The following is a 16,763-nucleotide window of genomic DNA, read 5'->3' as shown; positions in this document are numbered from 1 at the left end:
TCACCGCCGGAGATCGGCTACACGGCCCAGTACCAGGACTGCGCCCCGTAGGGGTACTCGACTCTGCTGTCCACGTGAGTATGCGTGCTATACCGGATGATCCCGCTGAATCCGCTGATCTGAGCATAGGAGATGACCTGGGAGACGGAACGGTTGCCAATCCGGATGTCCGCCGCGATGCCGTAGACGTGCTGGCTGTTGGACGCGCCGCCCACATTGGCGTTGTGGCTGACACTGCGGAAGGCGGAATTGATGTAGCAGGGGTTGTTCCCGCCCTTGCGGCGCATGGCCTCGAGCTTGTACATCAGGCGGCGCACGTTCTCCCGTACTGTGCTGGACCCCACTCTCCCGCCGCCGAAGCCGCTTCCGTCCTTGGACTGGAACTCGCTGAAGGAGAAGTGACGGGTGGATCCGTCGGACGACTCCAGCCAGTTCAGCTGACTATGAGTCTGCGGACCAGCGACGCCGTCCGACGTGAGACCGTACGCCGACTGAAAGCGCCGGACCGCCGCTTCCGTCCCGGGGCCGAACTGCCCGTCCACGGCGACATAGGTGCGCGAGGCGCTGCCCGCGGCCCATCCCGCCACCCTGATCTGCAGTTCCCGGACGTCGTTGCCGCTGTCTCCATTTCGCATGGTCCGAGTCCAGTTGTAGGCATGCGCATTGGTGGCGGTGACAACGGTGCCGACGGCGGCCACACCCACGGCGGCCGCGAAGCCTCCGAGCATACGGCGCCGGTCGATCGGATGGTTGACGATCGGATCGTTTTCCACAGGTCTACCTCCCGGGTGAGTGGCTGACCGTCGGCCCCCAAGGCCAGCCGGCGTGGCCACAGCATGACAGGATCTAGACCAGTTGTCTGCACCGTTCACGAAGATTTTTCCGACAATTGGTCACTTTGATCACGGATTTCCCGTCAACCTCACTGTCAACGGGATATCGACCCCCGGGTCGTTGCCGTCGCCAACGACAAGAGGGGCTGCGCCGGAACGGCGCAGCCCCTCACACGGATCTATGCGGGTATCAGATGAACCCTTGGTTGGTCACCGCGGCTCCCCTGGGGCGTCAGGACCCTCGGGCGCGGCGGGGTCCGGGACGTCGACCCTGCTCTCGGTGTTCGGCGGGTCGAGAGCGGCGTCGGCCGGCTTCCCGTCGTCGGGAACCGGCTCACCCGGCGCTGCGGGTGCGGCCTCGGGCCCGGCCGGATCCGTATCCGGCTGGGCCGGCGCGGGCGGCGGTACCGGCGCTCCCGGCGCGGCCGGAGGTGGTACCGCGCCGCCCTCGCTCATCACCGGTGCGGACTCGCCCTTGTTCCGGGACATCAGGAACAGCAGTGCGGCGAGTCCGGCGACGATCACCACTCCGATCACGATCCACAGCCAGACCGGCATTCCGCCCCCGGCACCGCCCGAGTCCATGGCGCGAGCGAACATGTCGTTCTGCGCACCGATCTCCGGCTCCCACGTGACGGTGGTGCCGTCGAGCGATCCGTTGTGTTCGAGGACCTCACCCGGGAAGGTGATGGCGACCCTCAAGTCGAAGTCCATGTTCTCGAGCATGCCCGGCGGGATGTCCTCCATCTCGCCCGTGCTTGCGTCCGACATGTCCATGTCACCCTCGACGACGAACTGATCACCCTCGCGGACGATGGACAGCCCCGACATGTCCGTGCCCTCGCTGAAGTCTTCCAGCGGCGCACCGTCGAAGTTGATCTGCTGTCCTACGAACTCGCCGTCATCATAGGGCTCCACCGAGGCATAGTCGGGAACGTCCTCGCCCTCGGGATCGAAGTCCATGAACCCCTCGAACATCTCGTCCATGTCGGCGTCTTCGCCCATCATGCCCGCCATGTCCATGAAATCCTTGCTGAAGGCCATGACCACGGAGCCGTCGATCGTATCGTCGGTGTTGAGCTCCAGGTTCATATCCATCTTCATGCACGCGCTCAAGGCCAGAGCCAAGCCCGCTGCGCCCACCCCTTGCACAACTCTTCTTGTCCTCATGGGCGCAAAGCTTGTCATAGGAATCGGGATTCCTCTATCCGGCCACGCAACGGCTGGCGCACAATGCGATAACGAACCTCAGGAGCACTCGCCAGGTGCCCGGCTCTTTGGACACGTGTCGACCGGGGCCTTCGGGGGTAGGCCGTGTTCAGGATGTGCCCGCAACTGGCTATCGACGTCGTCCGGATATCCGAGGAGTGACGATTCATGTTCCGCAAGCCGGCCACCAAGCAGGAGCCACTCGATGACACGACTGTCGACCGGATCGACGCATGGTGGCGTGCGGCGAACTACCTCTCCATCGGACAGATCTACCTCCTGGACAATCCGTTGCTACGAGAATCACTCGCCGCGGAGCACATCAAGCCGCGGCTACTCGGGCATTGGGGTACCTGCCCCGGCCTGAACTTCCTTTATGCACACCTGAACCGCACCATCATCGAGCGCGACCTGGACATGATGTACGTCTGCGGACCGGGCCACGGCGGCCCGGCCATGGTGGCCGCGGCATGGCTCGAGGGCACGTACAGCGAGGTGTATTCCCACATCGGAGACGACGAGTCCGGCCTGCGCGCGCTGTTCCGTCAGTTCTCCTTCCCAGGCGGGGTGCCGAGCCACGTTGCGCCGGAGACTCCCGGATCCATCCACGAAGGTGGGGAACTGGGCTACGCCTTGTCGCACGCCTACGGGGCGGCGTTCGACAATCCGGACCTGATCGTGGCGGCCGTGATCGGCGATGGCGAGGCGGAGACCGGACCGCTGGCGACCTCCTGGCACAGCAACAAGTTCCTCAACCCCACGACCGACGGCACAGTGCTTCCCATCCTTCACCTGAACGGCTACAAGATCGCCAATCCATCCCTGCTCGCCCGTATCCCCCGAAGCGAGCTGGAAGCGCTGATGACCGGCTACGGACACAAGCCGTACTGGTTCGAGGGCGGATTCAACGGCGAGAAACCGGCCGACGCGCATCGGCGCTTCGCCGCCCTGCTCGACGACGTCCTCGACGAGATCGCCACCATTCGGGACGAGGCCCGCACTGATACGACGAGCACCCGGCCCGCGTGGCCGATGATCGTGTTCAAGACACCCAAGGGATGGACGGGCCCGGTGGAGGTGGACGGCAGTCCCGTCGAGGACACCTGGCGTTCCCATCAGGTGCCGATGAGCGCCGTACGCGGCAATGAGGAGCACACGGGAAAGCTCGCGGATTGGATGCTCTCGTACCGCCCGGAAGGGCTGTTCGACGAGGAAGGCAGGCTCCGGGCGGAGATCGCCGAGCTCAACCCGGTGGGACAGCGCCGGATGAGCGCGAACCCCCACGCCAACGGCGGGTTGATCAGCAAGGATCTGCGTCTTCCCGACTTCCGTGCGCACGCGGTCGAAGTCTCGCCGCCAGGCTCGGTCAACGCGGAGGCCACCCGCGTGCTCGGCAACTGGCTCGGTGAGGTGATGGAAGCCAACCCGGACAATTTCCGCGTCTTCGGCCCGGACGAGACGGTGTCGAACCGCCTCGCTGCGACCGTGGACGTCGGCGGCAAAGCGTGGAACGCGGAGATCCTCCCCGTGGACGAGCACCTCTCGCGCGACGGACGCGTGGTGGAGATGCTGTCTGAGCACCAGTGCCAGGGCTGGCTGGAAGGCTACCTGCTGACCGGAAGGCACGGCCTGTTCAACAGCTACGAAGCGTTCGTCCACATCGTCGATTCGATGTTCAACCAGCATGCCAAATGGCTCAAGGTGACCAGGAACATTCCGTGGCGGGCACCGATAGCGTCGCTGAACTACCTCCTCTCGTCCCACGTCTGGCGCCAGGATCACAACGGCTTCTCCCACCAGGACCCGGGCTTCATCGATCACGTGGTGAACAAGAAGGCCGACATCATCCGCGTTTACCTGCCGCCGGACGCCAACACATTGCTCTCCACCTACGATCACTGCCTGCGAACCAGCAACTACGTGAACGTGGTGGTGGCCGGCAAACAGGAACAGGCGCAATGGCTCGCCATGGACGAGGCCATCGCACACTGCACCCGCGGAATCGGCATCTGGGACTGGGCCAGCACCGACGGCGGAAACGTGGATCCGGACGTGGTACTCGCCTGCGCCGGAGACGTACCCACGCTTGAGACGCTCGCGGCCGTGGACCTGCTCACCCAGAACTTCCCGGACTTGAGCATCCGGGTAGTCAATGTGGTGGACCTCATGCGCCTGCAGGACGCCAAGGAACACCCCCACGGACTGTCCGACGCGGAGTTCGACGCCCTGTTCACGACCGACCGGCCGGTGGTCTTCGCCTACCACGGCTATCCATGGCTGATCCATCGCCTGACCTATCGCCGCACCAACCATGGCAACATTCACGTGCGCGGCTACAAGGAGGAAGGCACCACCACCACGCCGTTCGATATGTTGATGCTCAACGACCTCGATCGATACCACCTGGTGATCGATGTGATCGACCGCGTGGGCCGGCTCGGGAGGCACGCCGCCGGCGTGCGTCAGAACATGGTCGACAGCAGACTCAGGGCCAGGCAGCATACCCGCGAAACAGGCGAAGACCTCCCAGAGGTGCATGATTGGACGTGGCCCGGGCTGCCGGCCAGGGACTGAGAAACCGGTACCCGTACACTCCGACTCAGGGCACGGTGCGTAGCGCGGCCGGGCTCGGACGGTCCGTCGACAGTACAGCCGAGGGGTTCGGTCAGCGCAGGTGCAGGGAGTATTCGAGGGATTTGGCGTCATCGCGATGGTCATCGCCCTCGGATACGTCATCGGGCGGCGCGGCATCCTGGATCGCGAGGCGCAAGTAGCACTGTCACGGCTGGTCTTCACGGTCGGGATACCGGCCCTGCTCTTCGTGACCTTGTCGACGGCGGACCTCGCCACAGTTTTCTCCGCGGCCATGATCGCCATCGGCGGCGCCGTCCTGATCGCCGCCTTCGCCTACGTGGTGGTCGCCCGGCTGGCATGGCGCCGCCCCGTCGGGTGGTCCACCATCGGCGCTCTCTCCAGTAGTTATGTGAACGCCGGCAACCTCGGCATACCGATCGCCGTCTACGTGATGGGCGACGGTTCATATGTCGCGCCGGTCATGCTCTTCCAGCTGGTCATCCTCGCCCCCCTCGCCTTCGCCGTCCTCGACACCGTGAGTTCTGACGGCCGGCCGTCCTGGCGCACTATCCTGCTCCGCCCGGTGGCCAACCCGGTGACCCTGGCGTCCCTGGTGGCCGTCGCGGTTGCCGCCACCGGCTATGCCGTCCCGACCGCGGTTCAGCGTCCGGCCGAGCTCGTAGCCGGCCTGGCGATACCGGCGGCGCTGCTCGTCTACGGAGCCTCACTGCACGGGTCACCGCGGCCAGGAACGGGCGGCTCAGCACGGGACGTCACGCTCATCGCCGTGCTCAAACTGATCATTCAGCCTGCTCTCGCCTACACAGCCGGGCGCTTCCTCCTCGATCTCGATGCCGACTGGCTACTGGCGGTGACGGTCACGGCGGCACTCCCGACCGCACAGAACATCTATGTCTACGCCGTGCGCTATCAGACCGGGGTAGCCCTCGCACGGGACTCGATCTTCGTGACCACCCTGCTGTCCGGAATTCCCATCCTGGTCATCGCCGCCTTCCTCGCCTGAGAATCAGCCGGTAGGTCGCGCCGGTCACGCTCATGGCGAGCCAGCCGGACAGACCAGCCTCGAACGCTGGCAGGCACAGTTGGACGTCGACTGACCGGTGCTCCCGGCGCGCCACCACGTCAGCCCTGCCGGAGCACCTCGAGAGCGCGGTCGGCATGCGCCTCCATGCTCAACTCACTGCTGATCACCTCGAGGACTGTCGAGTCCGGGCTGATGACGAAGGTGTGCCGCTTGACGGGAAGGCCCAGCCGCCGGCGTACGCCGAACTGCTCAGCGACGAGCTTGTCCTTATCGCTGAGCAGGGGAAACGGCACATCGTTGGCGCCTGCGAACTGCTGCTGCTTGCTCACGTCGTCGGCGCTGATCCCGACCGGCTGAGCGCCGGTGGCGCGGAACTCACCGGCGAGGTCCCGGAAGTGGCACACCTCGACCGTGCATCCCTTACTCATCGCGGCCGGATAGAAGAACAGCACCACCGGGCCCTCCTCCAGCATCGAGCTGAGGCGGCGCAATGTTCCGTTCTGGTCAGGCAGCTCGAAGTCCTTGACGACGTCACCGATGTCCATGCCACTCCGGATTCGCTATGGGTGTGTGTGACGGGACGCGTTTCTCCCCCTGGCGATCAGTACCCCGCGTCGATGTCGACGACTCCTTCCAGAGGCCTGCCTTCGATGTAATTCTCGACATTGCGCCGTACACGTTCCACGTAGCGTGGCAATCTGAGCTTCAGCGGATTCGCCGAATGCGGCGTGATGAGGGCGTTCGGCGCACCCCAGAGCGGATGCCCGTCAGGGAGCGGCTCCGGGTCGGTGACGTCCAGGGCCGCACCTCCGATGGTACGTGCGACGAGCGCTTCGACCAGCGCGTCGGTATCGATCAGCGCTCCGCGGGCGATGTTGATCAACCAAGCGGTCTCTCGCATCGCGGCCAGCTCCGGCTCGCCTATCAACGCCCGTGTCTCGTCGGTGGACGGCGCGGCGACGACGACGAAGTCAGCCTCTTTCAGCACATCGACGAGCCGATCCGGAGTCGTCGAGACGGCAGCACCCGGGACGGTCCTGCCTGACCGGGTGATCGCCAGGATTCTGACGCGGAAGGGCTCGAGCAGCCGGATGAGCTCCTGGCCGATGCCGCCGGAGCCGACCACCGCGACGGTGGAGCCGCCCAAGCCGGTCGGATCAGGCCTGGTCCAGGTCCGCACCGACGCGAGTTCGTGCAGGCGGCGAGCTCCAGCGAGCATCAGGGCCAGCGCGTGCTCTGCCACCGAGGGCGCGTAGATGCCTACGGCCGAGGTGTACGTCCGCCCCGGTGTGAGCAGGCCGGACGCGAACCAGCTTTCAACACCCGCCCCTGGCAGCTGTACCCATCGGATGCCTTCGTGCAGATACGGCGCGGCCTCGCCGGGGCCGCCGGTGAACCAGATGAGCGCCGACGCGTCTTCCGGCGGCACGATCTTCCCACCGGCTTCTTCCACGGCGGATACCAGCTCGTCAGGCGCGCCCGGCCCAACGTGCACCGCGCGGGCGTGTGTCACACGGTCAGCCACAGATCCTCCGATATCTCGATTCCCGACGCAGCGCCTGCACCGGTGGTATGAACCAGCGGTCGCAAGCCGGGTCTCTGCTTGTTCTGGCCTCCATAAGCCGACCCTACGGCCCCGCCGCGTTCGGGCAGACGTGGGCCGCCGACAAGCCGGCAGCCCGGGCCAGAAGGCCCGGGCTGCCGTGTACCGATGTCGACGTCGTCAACTACCACCAAGAACTCCGGCCAGCGACCGGCCGGCCCACCGCCCCGAGGATGAAGAACACCACGCCGATGACCAGCACGATGGAGCCCAACGTCACGAGCAGGCCCAAGTCTGCCAACAGACCTATGACCAGCAACACGATTCCTAGGACGATCATGCCGTCGCCTCCGTTTCTCTTTCGAAATAACCCGGCTAATCCGGACAATCGCTACCAGTACCCGGCGTTGGGGATTCCATTCATGATCAGATTCACACCGGATCCGGCAGCCGGTACGGCAAGTTCAGCAATACGCCGCACACGGCCACACCCACACGGCTGGTCATGACTCTCCTGCCGTGGATCTAACGAAGAGCTCACCTATGGTTTTCAGGCGATCGACGAGTTCCGGAGGGCCGACCACGTCGAACTCCGCCTGGACGGCGCCGAGCACCATCGCGGGCCAGCCCAGGTCGTCGACGGTCATCCGGAGCCGACATGAGCCCTCGTCGATCGGTTCGATCTGCGCCCAGCGGCCCGTAATCTTCTGCACCTCGTCTGCCGCGGCGCGGAGGACCACGTCGACGGCGTAGCGGCTCGACATCGAGCTCAGCTGCGACCGGACGAACTCGGCGGCATCGGAGGCGGGCAGTTCGCGGGGCCGGAACCGGGCGCCTGTGACGGTCGGCTCGCCGAGGCGGTCCACGCGGAAGGTCCGCCAGTCGTGCCGCTCCACGTCCCACGCCACCAGGTACCAGCGACGGGCGAGGGAGACCATCCGGTGTGGCTCCACTTCACGCACGGCATGGTCTCCGGAGCGTGTCGTGTATCGGAAGCGGAGCCGCTCGTCGTCCCGGCAAGCCTGCGCGATCACGGTCAGGGTCTCCGCGTTCACGGTGGGACCGCCACCCCATACGGCGGGCACCGTGAACGCCTGTAAGGCATCGACCCGACGGCGCAGCCGCGGCGGCATCACCTGCACCACCTTGGTGAGCGCCCGCACCGATGTCTCCTCGATGCCCTCGACGGCTCCACCGCTGGCGGTGCGCAGTCCCACCGCGATAGCCACCGCTTCCTCGTCGTCGAGTAGCAACGGGGGCAGAGCGGCGCCGGCCTGGAGTTGATACCCGCCCGCGACGCCCCTGCTGGCGTCAACCGGATAGCCCAGCTCGCGGAGCCGTTCGATGTCACGTCGGAGTGTCCGCTCGCTTACCTCCAAGCGCTGGGCGAGCTCGCCGCCCGGCCAGTAGCGGTGAGTCTGCAGCAGTGAGAGCAACCGGAGCATCCGCGAGCTGGTGTTCGCCATGAATTCAGGTTCCTTCACATTGAGGTCAGAAAATGACCGGAATGAATTCTACCGTGGTTCCCATGGACACCACGATGATTCGCACCCAGGGTTTGACCAGGCATTTCGTGGTCAAGAAGGAGACGGTCGAAGCCGTACGAGGCCTAGATCTGGCGGTACAGCGGGGAGAGCTGGTGGCCTTGCTCGGACCCAACGGAGCCGGCAAGTCAACCACTGTGAGGATGCTGACCACCCTGATCCCGCCCACGGCTGGATCCGCGCACGTCGCCGGCTTCGACGTTGTCAGGAACCAGGGCGAGGTCCGGCGCCGGATCGGCTACATCGGCCAGGGCAACGGAGCGGGACACCAGCAGGTGGGCCGCGACGAACTGACCAGCCAAGGCCGGGCCTACGGCATGGGACGCAAAGCCGCTCGCGCCCGCGCGGACGAACTCATCAGCGCGCTTGATCTCGCGGGCGTGGCCGACCGCAAGGTCGCCACCCTGTCCGGCGGACAGCGCCGCCGGCTCGACATCGCGATGGGCCTGATCCATGCCCCCGCGCTGCTTTTCCTCGACGAACCGTCCACGGGCCTGGATCCGCAGAACCGAGCCAACCTGCAGGACCAGATCGTCAAACTACGCGCCGAGTACGGCACCACCATCGTCCTCACCACGCACTACCTCGACGAGGCGGACTCCATGGCCGAACGAGTGATCGTGGTCGACCACGGCCGGGTGATCGCCGACGACACTCCGGCCCGGCTGAAGGCCGAGCATGCGGGAGACCGGATCTCGCTCGCGTGCGGTTCCGACGACGATGCCCGCCGCGCCAGCGCGCGGATCGGTGCGTTCGACGGGGTGGACGCCGAGCACGGCCGCGATCGGGTCCACGTGCGGGCGGTCAACGGGCCGGAGCTCCTGCCGGAGCTGCTGCGTCGCCTCGACGCCGACGGCATCCGGGTGATCAGGGCCGAGCTGGCCAGGCCAACCCTCGACGACGTGTTCCTCAACCTCACCGGCCGCAGCCTCCGCGAGGGCGGCGCGGAACCGGCCGAGCCGGAGCCGCCCGCCACATCCACCGCAGCCACCACCCGGCAGAACCAGGAGATCACCGCATGAGCACCGCACTCACCACTCCGACCACCGGCTCGCGAAACGCCGTGGCGGCGCCGGCCCTCACGCAGTCGACCAGCATGCTCAGCGACGTGTTCACGGTGTTCAGCCGCGAGCTGCGGCCCGTTCTGCGCGACCCGTTCTCGGTCGTGTTCAGCATGATCCAGCCGCTGGTGTTCCTCGGTCTGTTCGGCCCCCTGCTCTCCGGCTTCCCGGGCACCGGTACGGGGTCCGCGCTGCAGTGGTTCGTTCCCGGAATCATCGTCATGTCGTGCTTGTTCAGCGGCTCCTTCACCGGCTCGAACCTGCTGTTCGAACTTCAGACGGGCTCCCACGAGCGGATGCTGGTCACGCCGTTGCGGCGCTCGGCTCTGCTCATCGGCCGGGCGCTCAAGGAGATCGTACCCATGATCATGCAAGCGGTGATCATCGTCGCGGTATGCGTCCCCTTCGGGTTCGAACTCCACGTAGCCGGGGTGCTCGTCGCCCTGGTGATCCTCGCGGTCCTGGCGATCGGGATCGGCTCGCTGTCCTACACGCTGGCGCTCGCCTCGAAGAACCAGGACTGGCTGTTCTGGACGGTGCAGCAGACACTGCTCTTCCCCGCACTGCTCCTGGCTGGAATCCTGCTTCCGGTGGACGACGGACCCGGGTGGCTGCGGGCGCTGGCGCAGGCCAACCCCTTGAGCTATGTGGTCGATGCAACCCGCGTGCTCTTCAGCGGCGAGATCGCCTCAGTCACCGTAGTGCAGGGCCTTGCCGCGGCCGCCGCAGTCGCCGCGGTCGGACTGTTCACCGGAATCAGGGCGATGCGACGCTCCAGCTGACTGACTCGGAATGAGATGCCCCGTCGTCGCTCTTCTGTGCCCTGCGGACCGCGCGATCTCCCAAGTCCGCAGGGCACAGCGGTGTGCACGGAACCGAATCCGATTCTCCGGCGTCGAAGTGGCATGCGAACGCGACTGGGCATCCTCCTCGGATGCGGGCTTGCGGCCGGCACACTGGTCGCCATCAACGTGATCCCGGCCGGCGAGGCCGTGGCTACCGGGCTGGTGTCGTTCGGCGCCTGTTCCGATGTCGTCGACCACCTCAAAGACGAAGGGCGGGAGCGGGTCGGACCGTGGGGCCTCATGACCGGCGGGCCGATGATGCCGTTCGAGATGGAAACCACTGACGACGCCGTGGCCGCAGACGGCGCAGGCGCCGACTCTGCCGGCGGGACGGACGGCTCGTACTCGAGTACCAACGTCCAGGAAGCCGGGGTAGACGAGCCGGACATCGTGAAGACCGACGGCCGGCTGATCGTCACCACCATGGGCTCGAACCTTCAGGTGATCGACACCACCGATGGCGCTCCGGCCAAGATCGGCGAACTATCCCTCGGCCAGGAGTATGCCGAGGGCAATCTGCTGTTGTCCGGGGATCGGGCGCTCGTTTTCGTGCGCGGGTATGCGGAGGTCGCGGGCGAGGACGAAGCCGTGGAACCCGACTACTTCTGGGAACAACCCACCACTAGCGTCTTGCTCGTCGATCTTTCCAGCCCGGCGAATCCCACAGTGATCTCCTCTCTCGAGGTGGACGGCAACTACATTGACGCGCGGCTGGTGGACGGCACGGCACGGCTGGTGATCAGCTCCGCGCCCCGCGTGCGCTTCCCGGCGTTGGAACGCCACTACGTACGTGAGCCCGACGAAGAGGAGCTGGTCAAACTCAACCGCGAAGCGATCGACGACTCCGGCATCGACGACTGGTTGCCGTCATACCGCCTGGAAGCCGGTGGCGAGGAGTCAACCGGCCGTCTGGTGGAATGCGATCAGCTCAACCGCCCGTCCGACTTCGCGGGATTCACCACGCTGAGCGTTCTCACCGTCGGCTTCGACCAGCTCACGGCCGGTGACGCTGTTGGCGTACTCACCGACGGCGACACGGTGTACGCGAGCGCGGACCAGCTCTACGTGGCGACGGCCAAGTGGGGCGAACCGAGCGAGGCTGTCGGCGCCGCCGTCGACTGGATGGGCCCGTGGTGGCCACGCATCGACAAGACGGGAATCCACGCCTTCGACATCCGCGGAGACGGCCCCGCACGCTACCTCGCATCCGGCGACGTCGACGGCGAACTCATCGGCCAGTACGCGATGTCCGAACACGACAGTGTCCTGCGTGTGGCCACCACCACGGACGCCTGGGACGAGTCGAAGAGCGAGAGTCACCTATTCACCCTCACCGAGCAAGGCAGCGAGCTGGCCGAGCTCGGGCGGGTCAGCGGCCTCGGCAAGAGTGAACGCATCTACGCCGTCCGCTACTTCGGCGACACGGCCTACGTCGTGACGTTCCGCCAGGTCGACCCGCTCTACGTGCTCGATCTCGCGGATCCGGCGAACCCGTCGGTGGAAGGCGAACTGAAGATCACCGGGTACTCGTCGTACCTGCATCCGATCGGCGAGGATCGCCTGATCGGGATCGGCCAAGAGGCGACCGAATCGGGGCGGACGGTCGGCACCCAGGTGTCGCTGTTCGACGTGAGCGATCCGGCGTCGCCAGGCAAACTGGACGGCGTCGTCAAGGAAGACGCGTGGAGCGAGGCCGAGAGTAACCCGCACGCGTTCCTCTACTGGCCGGAGACCCGGCAGCTCGTGGTCCCGATTCACGGTTTCGGCCTGGCCGAACCGCTCGAAGCCGGTCCGGACGAGACCAACGACGACGCGGTCGCCGACGACCAGGCGATGGCCGACGAGTCCGGCGGCGCACTGGTTCTCGGTGTGGGCGAGACGTCGCTGTCGGAGCAGGGCCTCATCACCAACGGCCGGCCAGAGAGTGAGCGAGAGGACTATTACTGGTCCTCGATCATGCGCTCGCTCGTCATCGGCGACGCGCTGTACACGCTCTGGCACGACGGCCTCCAGGTGAACGACCTGGACGACCTGGACTTCCAGAGCTGGCTCACCCTGAGCTCGGCCTGGTGACGGGCTGGCCGACGGCCTGGTGACAGCTTCCGTCCGGGCCGTCGGCCATACTGTTCACGCTCACAACGATGCATCGCGCACCGAGACGTGGAGGACGAGATGGCTCAGCGACCCACGAACTGGGCCGGAAATCTGACGTTCCACGTGGAACACGTGCACCGGCCCGCCTCACTCGATGAACTTCGGGAATTGGTGACTCGCAGCCACCGGCTGCGGGTCCTCGGCACCGGCCACTCGTTCAGCGCCATCGCCGACACCACCGGAAACCTCGTGTCGCTCGCCGGCCTGCCGCAGAGTATCGCCATGGATCCGGACGGCACCTCGGTCACGGTGGCCGGGGCTGTGCGGTATGGCGAGCTCAGCGAGTACTTGCACCGCCATGGCCGCGCATTGCACAATCTCGGCTCGCTTCCGCATATCTCCGTCGCGGGATCATGCGCTACAGCGACGCACGGTTCTGGTGTCGGCAATGGTGGACTTGCCACCGCTGTCACGTCCATGACCGTCATGAGTGCCGACGGCACCGTCCGGACGTTCCATGCCGGCGAGGACGTGTTTGCCGGCGTCGTGGTAGGCCTGGGAACCGTCGGGGTCGTGCTCGACCTGACATTGACAACCGAGCCTACGTACAACGTCGAGCAGTACGTCTACGAAGACCTTCCCCGGTCCGAGCTGGACGACCACTTCGACGCCATCATGTCCGCTGCATACAGTGTCAGCCTGTTCACCCAGTGGCAGGATCCACTGATCCGGCAGGTCTGGGTGAAACACCGTCCCGACCGGCACGGCGTCTGGCAGGGGGGAGAGACGTGGCACCGTGCCCGGCTCGCCGATGGCCCGCGCCACCCCCTGCCTGGAATATCGCCGGTCAGCTGTACCGAGCAGCTGGGGGTAGCCGGCCCGTGGCAGGAGCGATTGCCGCATTTCCGGCTCGACTTCACACCGAGCAACGGCGAAGAGGTGCAGTCCGAGTTTTTCGTGCCTCGTGAGCATGGCCTCGCGGCGGTCCAGGCCCTGCACGAGGTGAGCAGCGGGTTCTCCCACCTGGTGCAAGCCACGGAGATCAGGACTGTGGCCGCAGACACTCATTGGATGAGCCCCTACTACCAGCGAGACGTGGTCGCCGTGCATTTCACCTGGGTCAAGGACCAAACGCGAGTCCTGGCGGCGCTGCCGCTGGTCGAGAAGACACTGGCCCCGTACCGCGCGGTCCCGCACTGGGGAAAGCTCACCACGATGCCCGCCGACGAGGTCCGCGCCGGCTTTCCCCGGATCGGCGACTTCCGCGAGCTGGCGCGCACCTTGGACCCGCAAGGTATGTTCCGCAACGACTTCGTGGATCGCGTGGTCTGTACGGTGTGAACTCGCGCTCTCGAGGGGCGATCCCGGGCTTCCCGAGGTGAGCTTGTCCGTGGCGGGCGTGGCCCTCACTGCGGAGGGCAGTTCCGTTTCCGCCTACTGCGTAACTTGTACGCGGTTATGCGTACGTCGTACGCTTGGCAGATGAGGATCCTCGTCACCGGCGCTACCGGGAACATTGGACGGCTCGTCGTCGATCATCTGCTCACCCAGGGAGCGGAGGACGTGCGGGCTCTCACCATCAATCCGGCGAAGGCCGCCCTTCCGGCCGACGTCGAGGTCGCCGTCGGCTACGTCGGCCGGCCCGCCACTCTGCCTGAGGCCCTCGATGGCGTAGACCGGATGTATCTCGCTCCGGTCCCCGAGACGGTGGCGGACGCGGTGCGACTGGCCCGGAAGGCAGGCGTCGAACACATCGTCGACCTCTCCGGGCCGGAAGGGACGTGGTGGTACGGCGTCGCGCAAGCCGTCGAGAGCTCCGGAGCCGCATGGACCCACCTGTGGCCGGGCGAGTTCATGAGCAACACGCTGATCTGGGCAGACCAGGTCCGGACCGCGCGCGTCGTCCGGGACGCGTATCCGGACGCGGCCAATGCCCCCATCGACATCGATGACGTCGCGGCCGTCGCCGCAAAGACGCTACTTGAGGACGGCCACGCCGGCCAGTCTTATGAGCTGACTGGGCCGCACACCCTCACCCGCCGCGAGATGGTCCGCCATATCGGGGCGGCACTGGGCCGGGACATCCCGTATGTGGCGTTGACGCGGGAGGAAGGCATCGCCCAGCTGGTAGCCGACATGGGCGAATATGCCGAGTGGTACGTGGACGGAGCGGCCAGCCTGGTCGACGAACCTCAGGCCGCAACCACTACCGTCGCGGACATTCTTGGCCGGCCCGCCACCACGTTCGCCGAATGGGCCGTCAAGCACGCCGACGAGTTCCGCTGAACCGGCCAGCGACGGCGCGCTCCCGCCCGCGGACGCTCGCCCGGCATCTGGGTGAACGGCGGGACCCATTGCCCATGGTCAACGCCGGCGCGCAGTGACCAGCCAGGCGCTGGAGTCGAGCCAAACGCCGTTGCCGGTGTCATGGGCGGCGAGCATGTCGAGCAGCCCGTCGAGGGCACGAGCGGTCGCGGTCGCGTCGAGGTCGGCGACCAGGTCCTGGATCATCCCCAGCTCGAACAGGGCATCGCGCGCGCCGGCAGCGTCCGGACCGTAGTAGACCGGCTCCCGTACGGCGGTGATGTCGACGGCGGTGAAGCCGGCGTCGGTCAGCAGCCCCGCCGTGAGGGCTGGATCCGCCAGCGAGAAGGCCCCGTGACCGAGTCCATCGGCCGGCTTCCGTCCGCCGGCCAGGGCGTGCCTGACTTCGGTGAACCACTCCTGGCGGTCACCGGTCTGCCAGACCAGCTGGACGAACCGCGCGCCTGGTCGCAGCGCCGAGCTGATGTTGGCGAACGCCGCCGCCGGGTCAGGGAAGAACATCGTGCCGAACCGGCTGATACCCACGGTGAAGTGCCCCGGCGAGAAGGGGTGGGCCTGGACGTCGGCTCGCTCGAAGGCGACGTTGCCGATGCCCTCTTCCTTGGTCAGCTGGCGGGCGCGATCCACCATGGGCGCAGACAGATCGACGCCGAGTGCGCTCCCCGTGGGCGCGGCTCGACCCGCCTCGCGTGTGGTCTGCCCCGTGCCGCAGCCGATATCGAGGACACGGTCGCCGGTTCTGATGTCGGCGGCCGTACGCAGTCGCGCGTTGTAACGGCTGAGTTCGGCGTCGTAGTCGAACATGTCAATCGCCTTCCGGGCTGGCTGGGCCGTCGCGGAGTACGCCGCGCACCGTGTCGAGCGGAACCCCGGGTGGGAACTCCGGCAGCCACCAGGTGGCTCCCGCAGCGGCGTAGGGCAGCGGGTCGGCGTCGAGGGGCAGGCCGACGGCGATGTCGTAGGCACCGGCCGTTCCCGCTCGGAGGCTGGCGATGGCGGCGACAGTCTCGGCGAGTTGGTCCGGGTGCTCGAGGTTTGCCGGGAAGAAGCCGTCGAGCCGGGCGGCGCGACGGATCGGCTTGCTATTTCCCGGGTATCCAGCGGCCCACACCGGAACGCCGGGCTTCTGGACCGGTCGGGGCAGGAACGCGATGTCCTCAACGGTGTAGTGCTGACCGCGGTGCCGCACCGGTTCGCCGGACCAGGCGGCGGCCAGGACCGTCAAGGACTCGTCGAGCATCTGGCCGCGGTGCCGGTCGTCCGGCTGCTCGCCCGTCTTGGATAGCTCGCCGCCGAACCGATCACTGCCGATGCCGACGCCGAGGGTGAGCCGACCGTTGCTGAGCCGATCCAGAGTGGCAGTCTCCCGAGCGACCTTGGCCGGCCGACGGCGGGGAAGCGGCGACACCATCGGGCCGAGCCGCAGCCGTTCGGTCACGGTAGCGATGGCCGTCAACACAATCCACGGGTCCGCGACCTCGCGGACCGGCGCCTGCCAGCACAGGTGATCCCACACGAAGCAGCCGTCCCAGCCCGCCTCCTCCGCATCGGCGGCGAGCCGCGCGACCGTCTTCGGGTCAGCGAGCTCATCGAACAGCGGCAGCCAGAGTGCCGATCGCAGCCGGCTCATGGGTGAACCTGTCCCACGGTCCGGGTCACGACCTGCTCGGCGCGCCTGCGTATCGCCCTC

At 66.7% G+C, this 16,763-nt stretch carries 15 protein-coding genes; 7 read left to right on the top strand and 8 right to left on the bottom strand.

Going from position 1 to position 16,763, the window contains the following annotated elements; translation table 11 throughout:
* Positions 1 to 17: 17 nt before the first annotated feature.
* Positions 18 to 728 (bottom strand): D-Ala-D-Ala carboxypeptidase family metallohydrolase, encoded by a 711-nt coding sequence (locus G1H11_RS09360; protein ID WP_163818450.1) that lies wholly within the window; start codon positions 726 to 728, stop codon positions 18 to 20.
* A 315-nt stretch (positions 729 to 1,043) separates the two neighbouring features.
* Positions 1,044 to 1,937 carry an LppM family (lipo)protein gene (locus G1H11_RS09355; RefSeq protein WP_163818284.1) on the bottom strand — a complete coding sequence of 298 codons (894 nt, stop codon included), beginning with the start codon at positions 1,935 to 1,937 and terminating at the stop codon, positions 1,044 to 1,046.
* 273 nt (positions 1,938 to 2,210) lie between these two features.
* Here G1H11_RS09355 and G1H11_RS09350 point away from each other — a divergent pair, with 273 nt between their 5' ends.
* Positions 2,211 to 4,616, top strand: coding sequence for a phosphoketolase family protein (locus G1H11_RS09350; RefSeq protein ID WP_163818283.1), 2,406 nt, complete (start codon positions 2,211 to 2,213; stop codon positions 4,614 to 4,616).
* A 100-nt stretch (positions 4,617 to 4,716) separates the two neighbouring features.
* Positions 4,717 to 5,640 carry an AEC family transporter gene (locus G1H11_RS09345; RefSeq protein ID WP_163818282.1) on the top strand — a complete coding sequence of 308 codons (924 nt, stop codon included), beginning with the start codon at positions 4,717 to 4,719 and terminating at the stop codon, positions 5,638 to 5,640.
* A gap of 119 nt (positions 5,641 to 5,759) precedes the next feature.
* Here the strand turns inward: G1H11_RS09345 and G1H11_RS09340 are convergent, their stop codons facing one another.
* The 4 genes from G1H11_RS09340 to G1H11_RS09330 all read right to left on the bottom strand — a co-directional run bounded on the left by G1H11_RS09340 (position 5,760) and on the right by G1H11_RS09330 (position 8,670).
* On the bottom strand, positions 5,760 to 6,206 hold the full coding sequence (locus G1H11_RS09340; RefSeq protein ID WP_163818281.1) for a peroxiredoxin: 447 nt from the start codon (positions 6,204 to 6,206) through the stop codon (positions 5,760 to 5,762).
* Positions 6,207 to 6,262: 56 nt separating this feature from the next.
* Positions 6,263 to 7,186, bottom strand: a complete 924-nt coding sequence (locus G1H11_RS09335) for a D-isomer specific 2-hydroxyacid dehydrogenase family protein (protein WP_216843601.1) — start codon at positions 7,184 to 7,186, stop codon at positions 6,263 to 6,265.
* 202 nt (positions 7,187 to 7,388) lie between these two features.
* Positions 7,389 to 7,544 carry a hypothetical protein gene (locus G1H11_RS24990; RefSeq protein WP_174257510.1) on the bottom strand — a complete coding sequence of 52 codons (156 nt, stop codon included), beginning with the start codon at positions 7,542 to 7,544 and terminating at the stop codon, positions 7,389 to 7,391.
* Positions 7,545 to 7,707: 163 nt separating this feature from the next.
* Positions 7,708 to 8,670, bottom strand: a complete 963-nt coding sequence (locus G1H11_RS09330; RefSeq protein ID WP_163818280.1) for a helix-turn-helix transcriptional regulator — start codon at positions 8,668 to 8,670, stop codon at positions 7,708 to 7,710.
* A gap of 74 nt (positions 8,671 to 8,744) precedes the next feature.
* On the opposite strand from G1H11_RS09330, the gene G1H11_RS09325 reads away from it, so the two are divergent.
* The 5 genes from G1H11_RS09325 (at position 8,745) to G1H11_RS09305 (ending at position 15,034) form a co-directional block, all read left to right on the top strand.
* A complete protein-coding gene (locus G1H11_RS09325) occupies positions 8,745 to 9,770 on the top strand; it encodes an ATP-binding cassette domain-containing protein (RefSeq protein WP_163818448.1) in 1,026 nt (341 codons plus the stop codon).
* Complete coding sequence (locus tag G1H11_RS09320) at positions 9,767 to 10,591, top strand: ABC transporter permease (protein ID WP_216843599.1); 825 nt, start codon at positions 9,767 to 9,769, stop codon at positions 10,589 to 10,591. Before G1H11_RS09325 ends, G1H11_RS09320 begins: the two co-directional genes overlap by 4 nt.
* A gap of 123 nt (positions 10,592 to 10,714) precedes the next feature.
* Positions 10,715 to 12,727, top strand: coding sequence for a beta-propeller domain-containing protein (locus G1H11_RS09315; protein WP_163818279.1), 2,013 nt, complete (start codon positions 10,715 to 10,717; stop codon positions 12,725 to 12,727).
* Positions 12,728 to 12,826: 99 nt separating this feature from the next.
* Positions 12,827 to 14,089 carry an FAD-binding protein gene (locus G1H11_RS09310; protein WP_163818278.1) on the top strand — a complete coding sequence of 421 codons (1,263 nt, stop codon included), beginning with the start codon at positions 12,827 to 12,829 and terminating at the stop codon, positions 14,087 to 14,089.
* A 141-nt stretch (positions 14,090 to 14,230) separates the two neighbouring features.
* On the top strand, positions 14,231 to 15,034 hold the full coding sequence (locus G1H11_RS09305; protein ID WP_163818277.1) for an NAD(P)H-binding protein: 804 nt from the start codon (positions 14,231 to 14,233) through the stop codon (positions 15,032 to 15,034).
* A gap of 78 nt (positions 15,035 to 15,112) precedes the next feature.
* Here the strand turns inward: G1H11_RS09305 and G1H11_RS09300 are convergent, their stop codons facing one another.
* Positions 15,113 to 15,877: a class I SAM-dependent methyltransferase gene (locus G1H11_RS09300; RefSeq protein ID WP_163818276.1), complete on the bottom strand. Its 765-nt coding sequence runs from the start codon at positions 15,875 to 15,877 to the stop codon at positions 15,113 to 15,115.
* 1 nt (position 15,878) lies between these two features.
* The gene (locus G1H11_RS09295) at positions 15,879 to 16,703 is read right to left on the bottom strand and encodes an LLM class flavin-dependent oxidoreductase (RefSeq protein ID WP_163818275.1); all 825 of its coding nucleotides are present in this window, start codon (positions 16,701 to 16,703) and stop codon (positions 15,879 to 15,881) included.
* Between the last annotated feature and the right edge of the window lie 60 nt (positions 16,704 to 16,763).

It is taken from the genome of Phytoactinopolyspora alkaliphila (genome assembly GCF_010550695.1).
Classification (GTDB): Bacteria; Actinomycetota; Actinomycetes; order Jiangellales; family Jiangellaceae; genus Phytoactinopolyspora; species Phytoactinopolyspora alkaliphila.
Note: the sequence above shows the minus strand (reverse complement) of the source record. Positions and strands in the feature narration are given on the sequence as shown.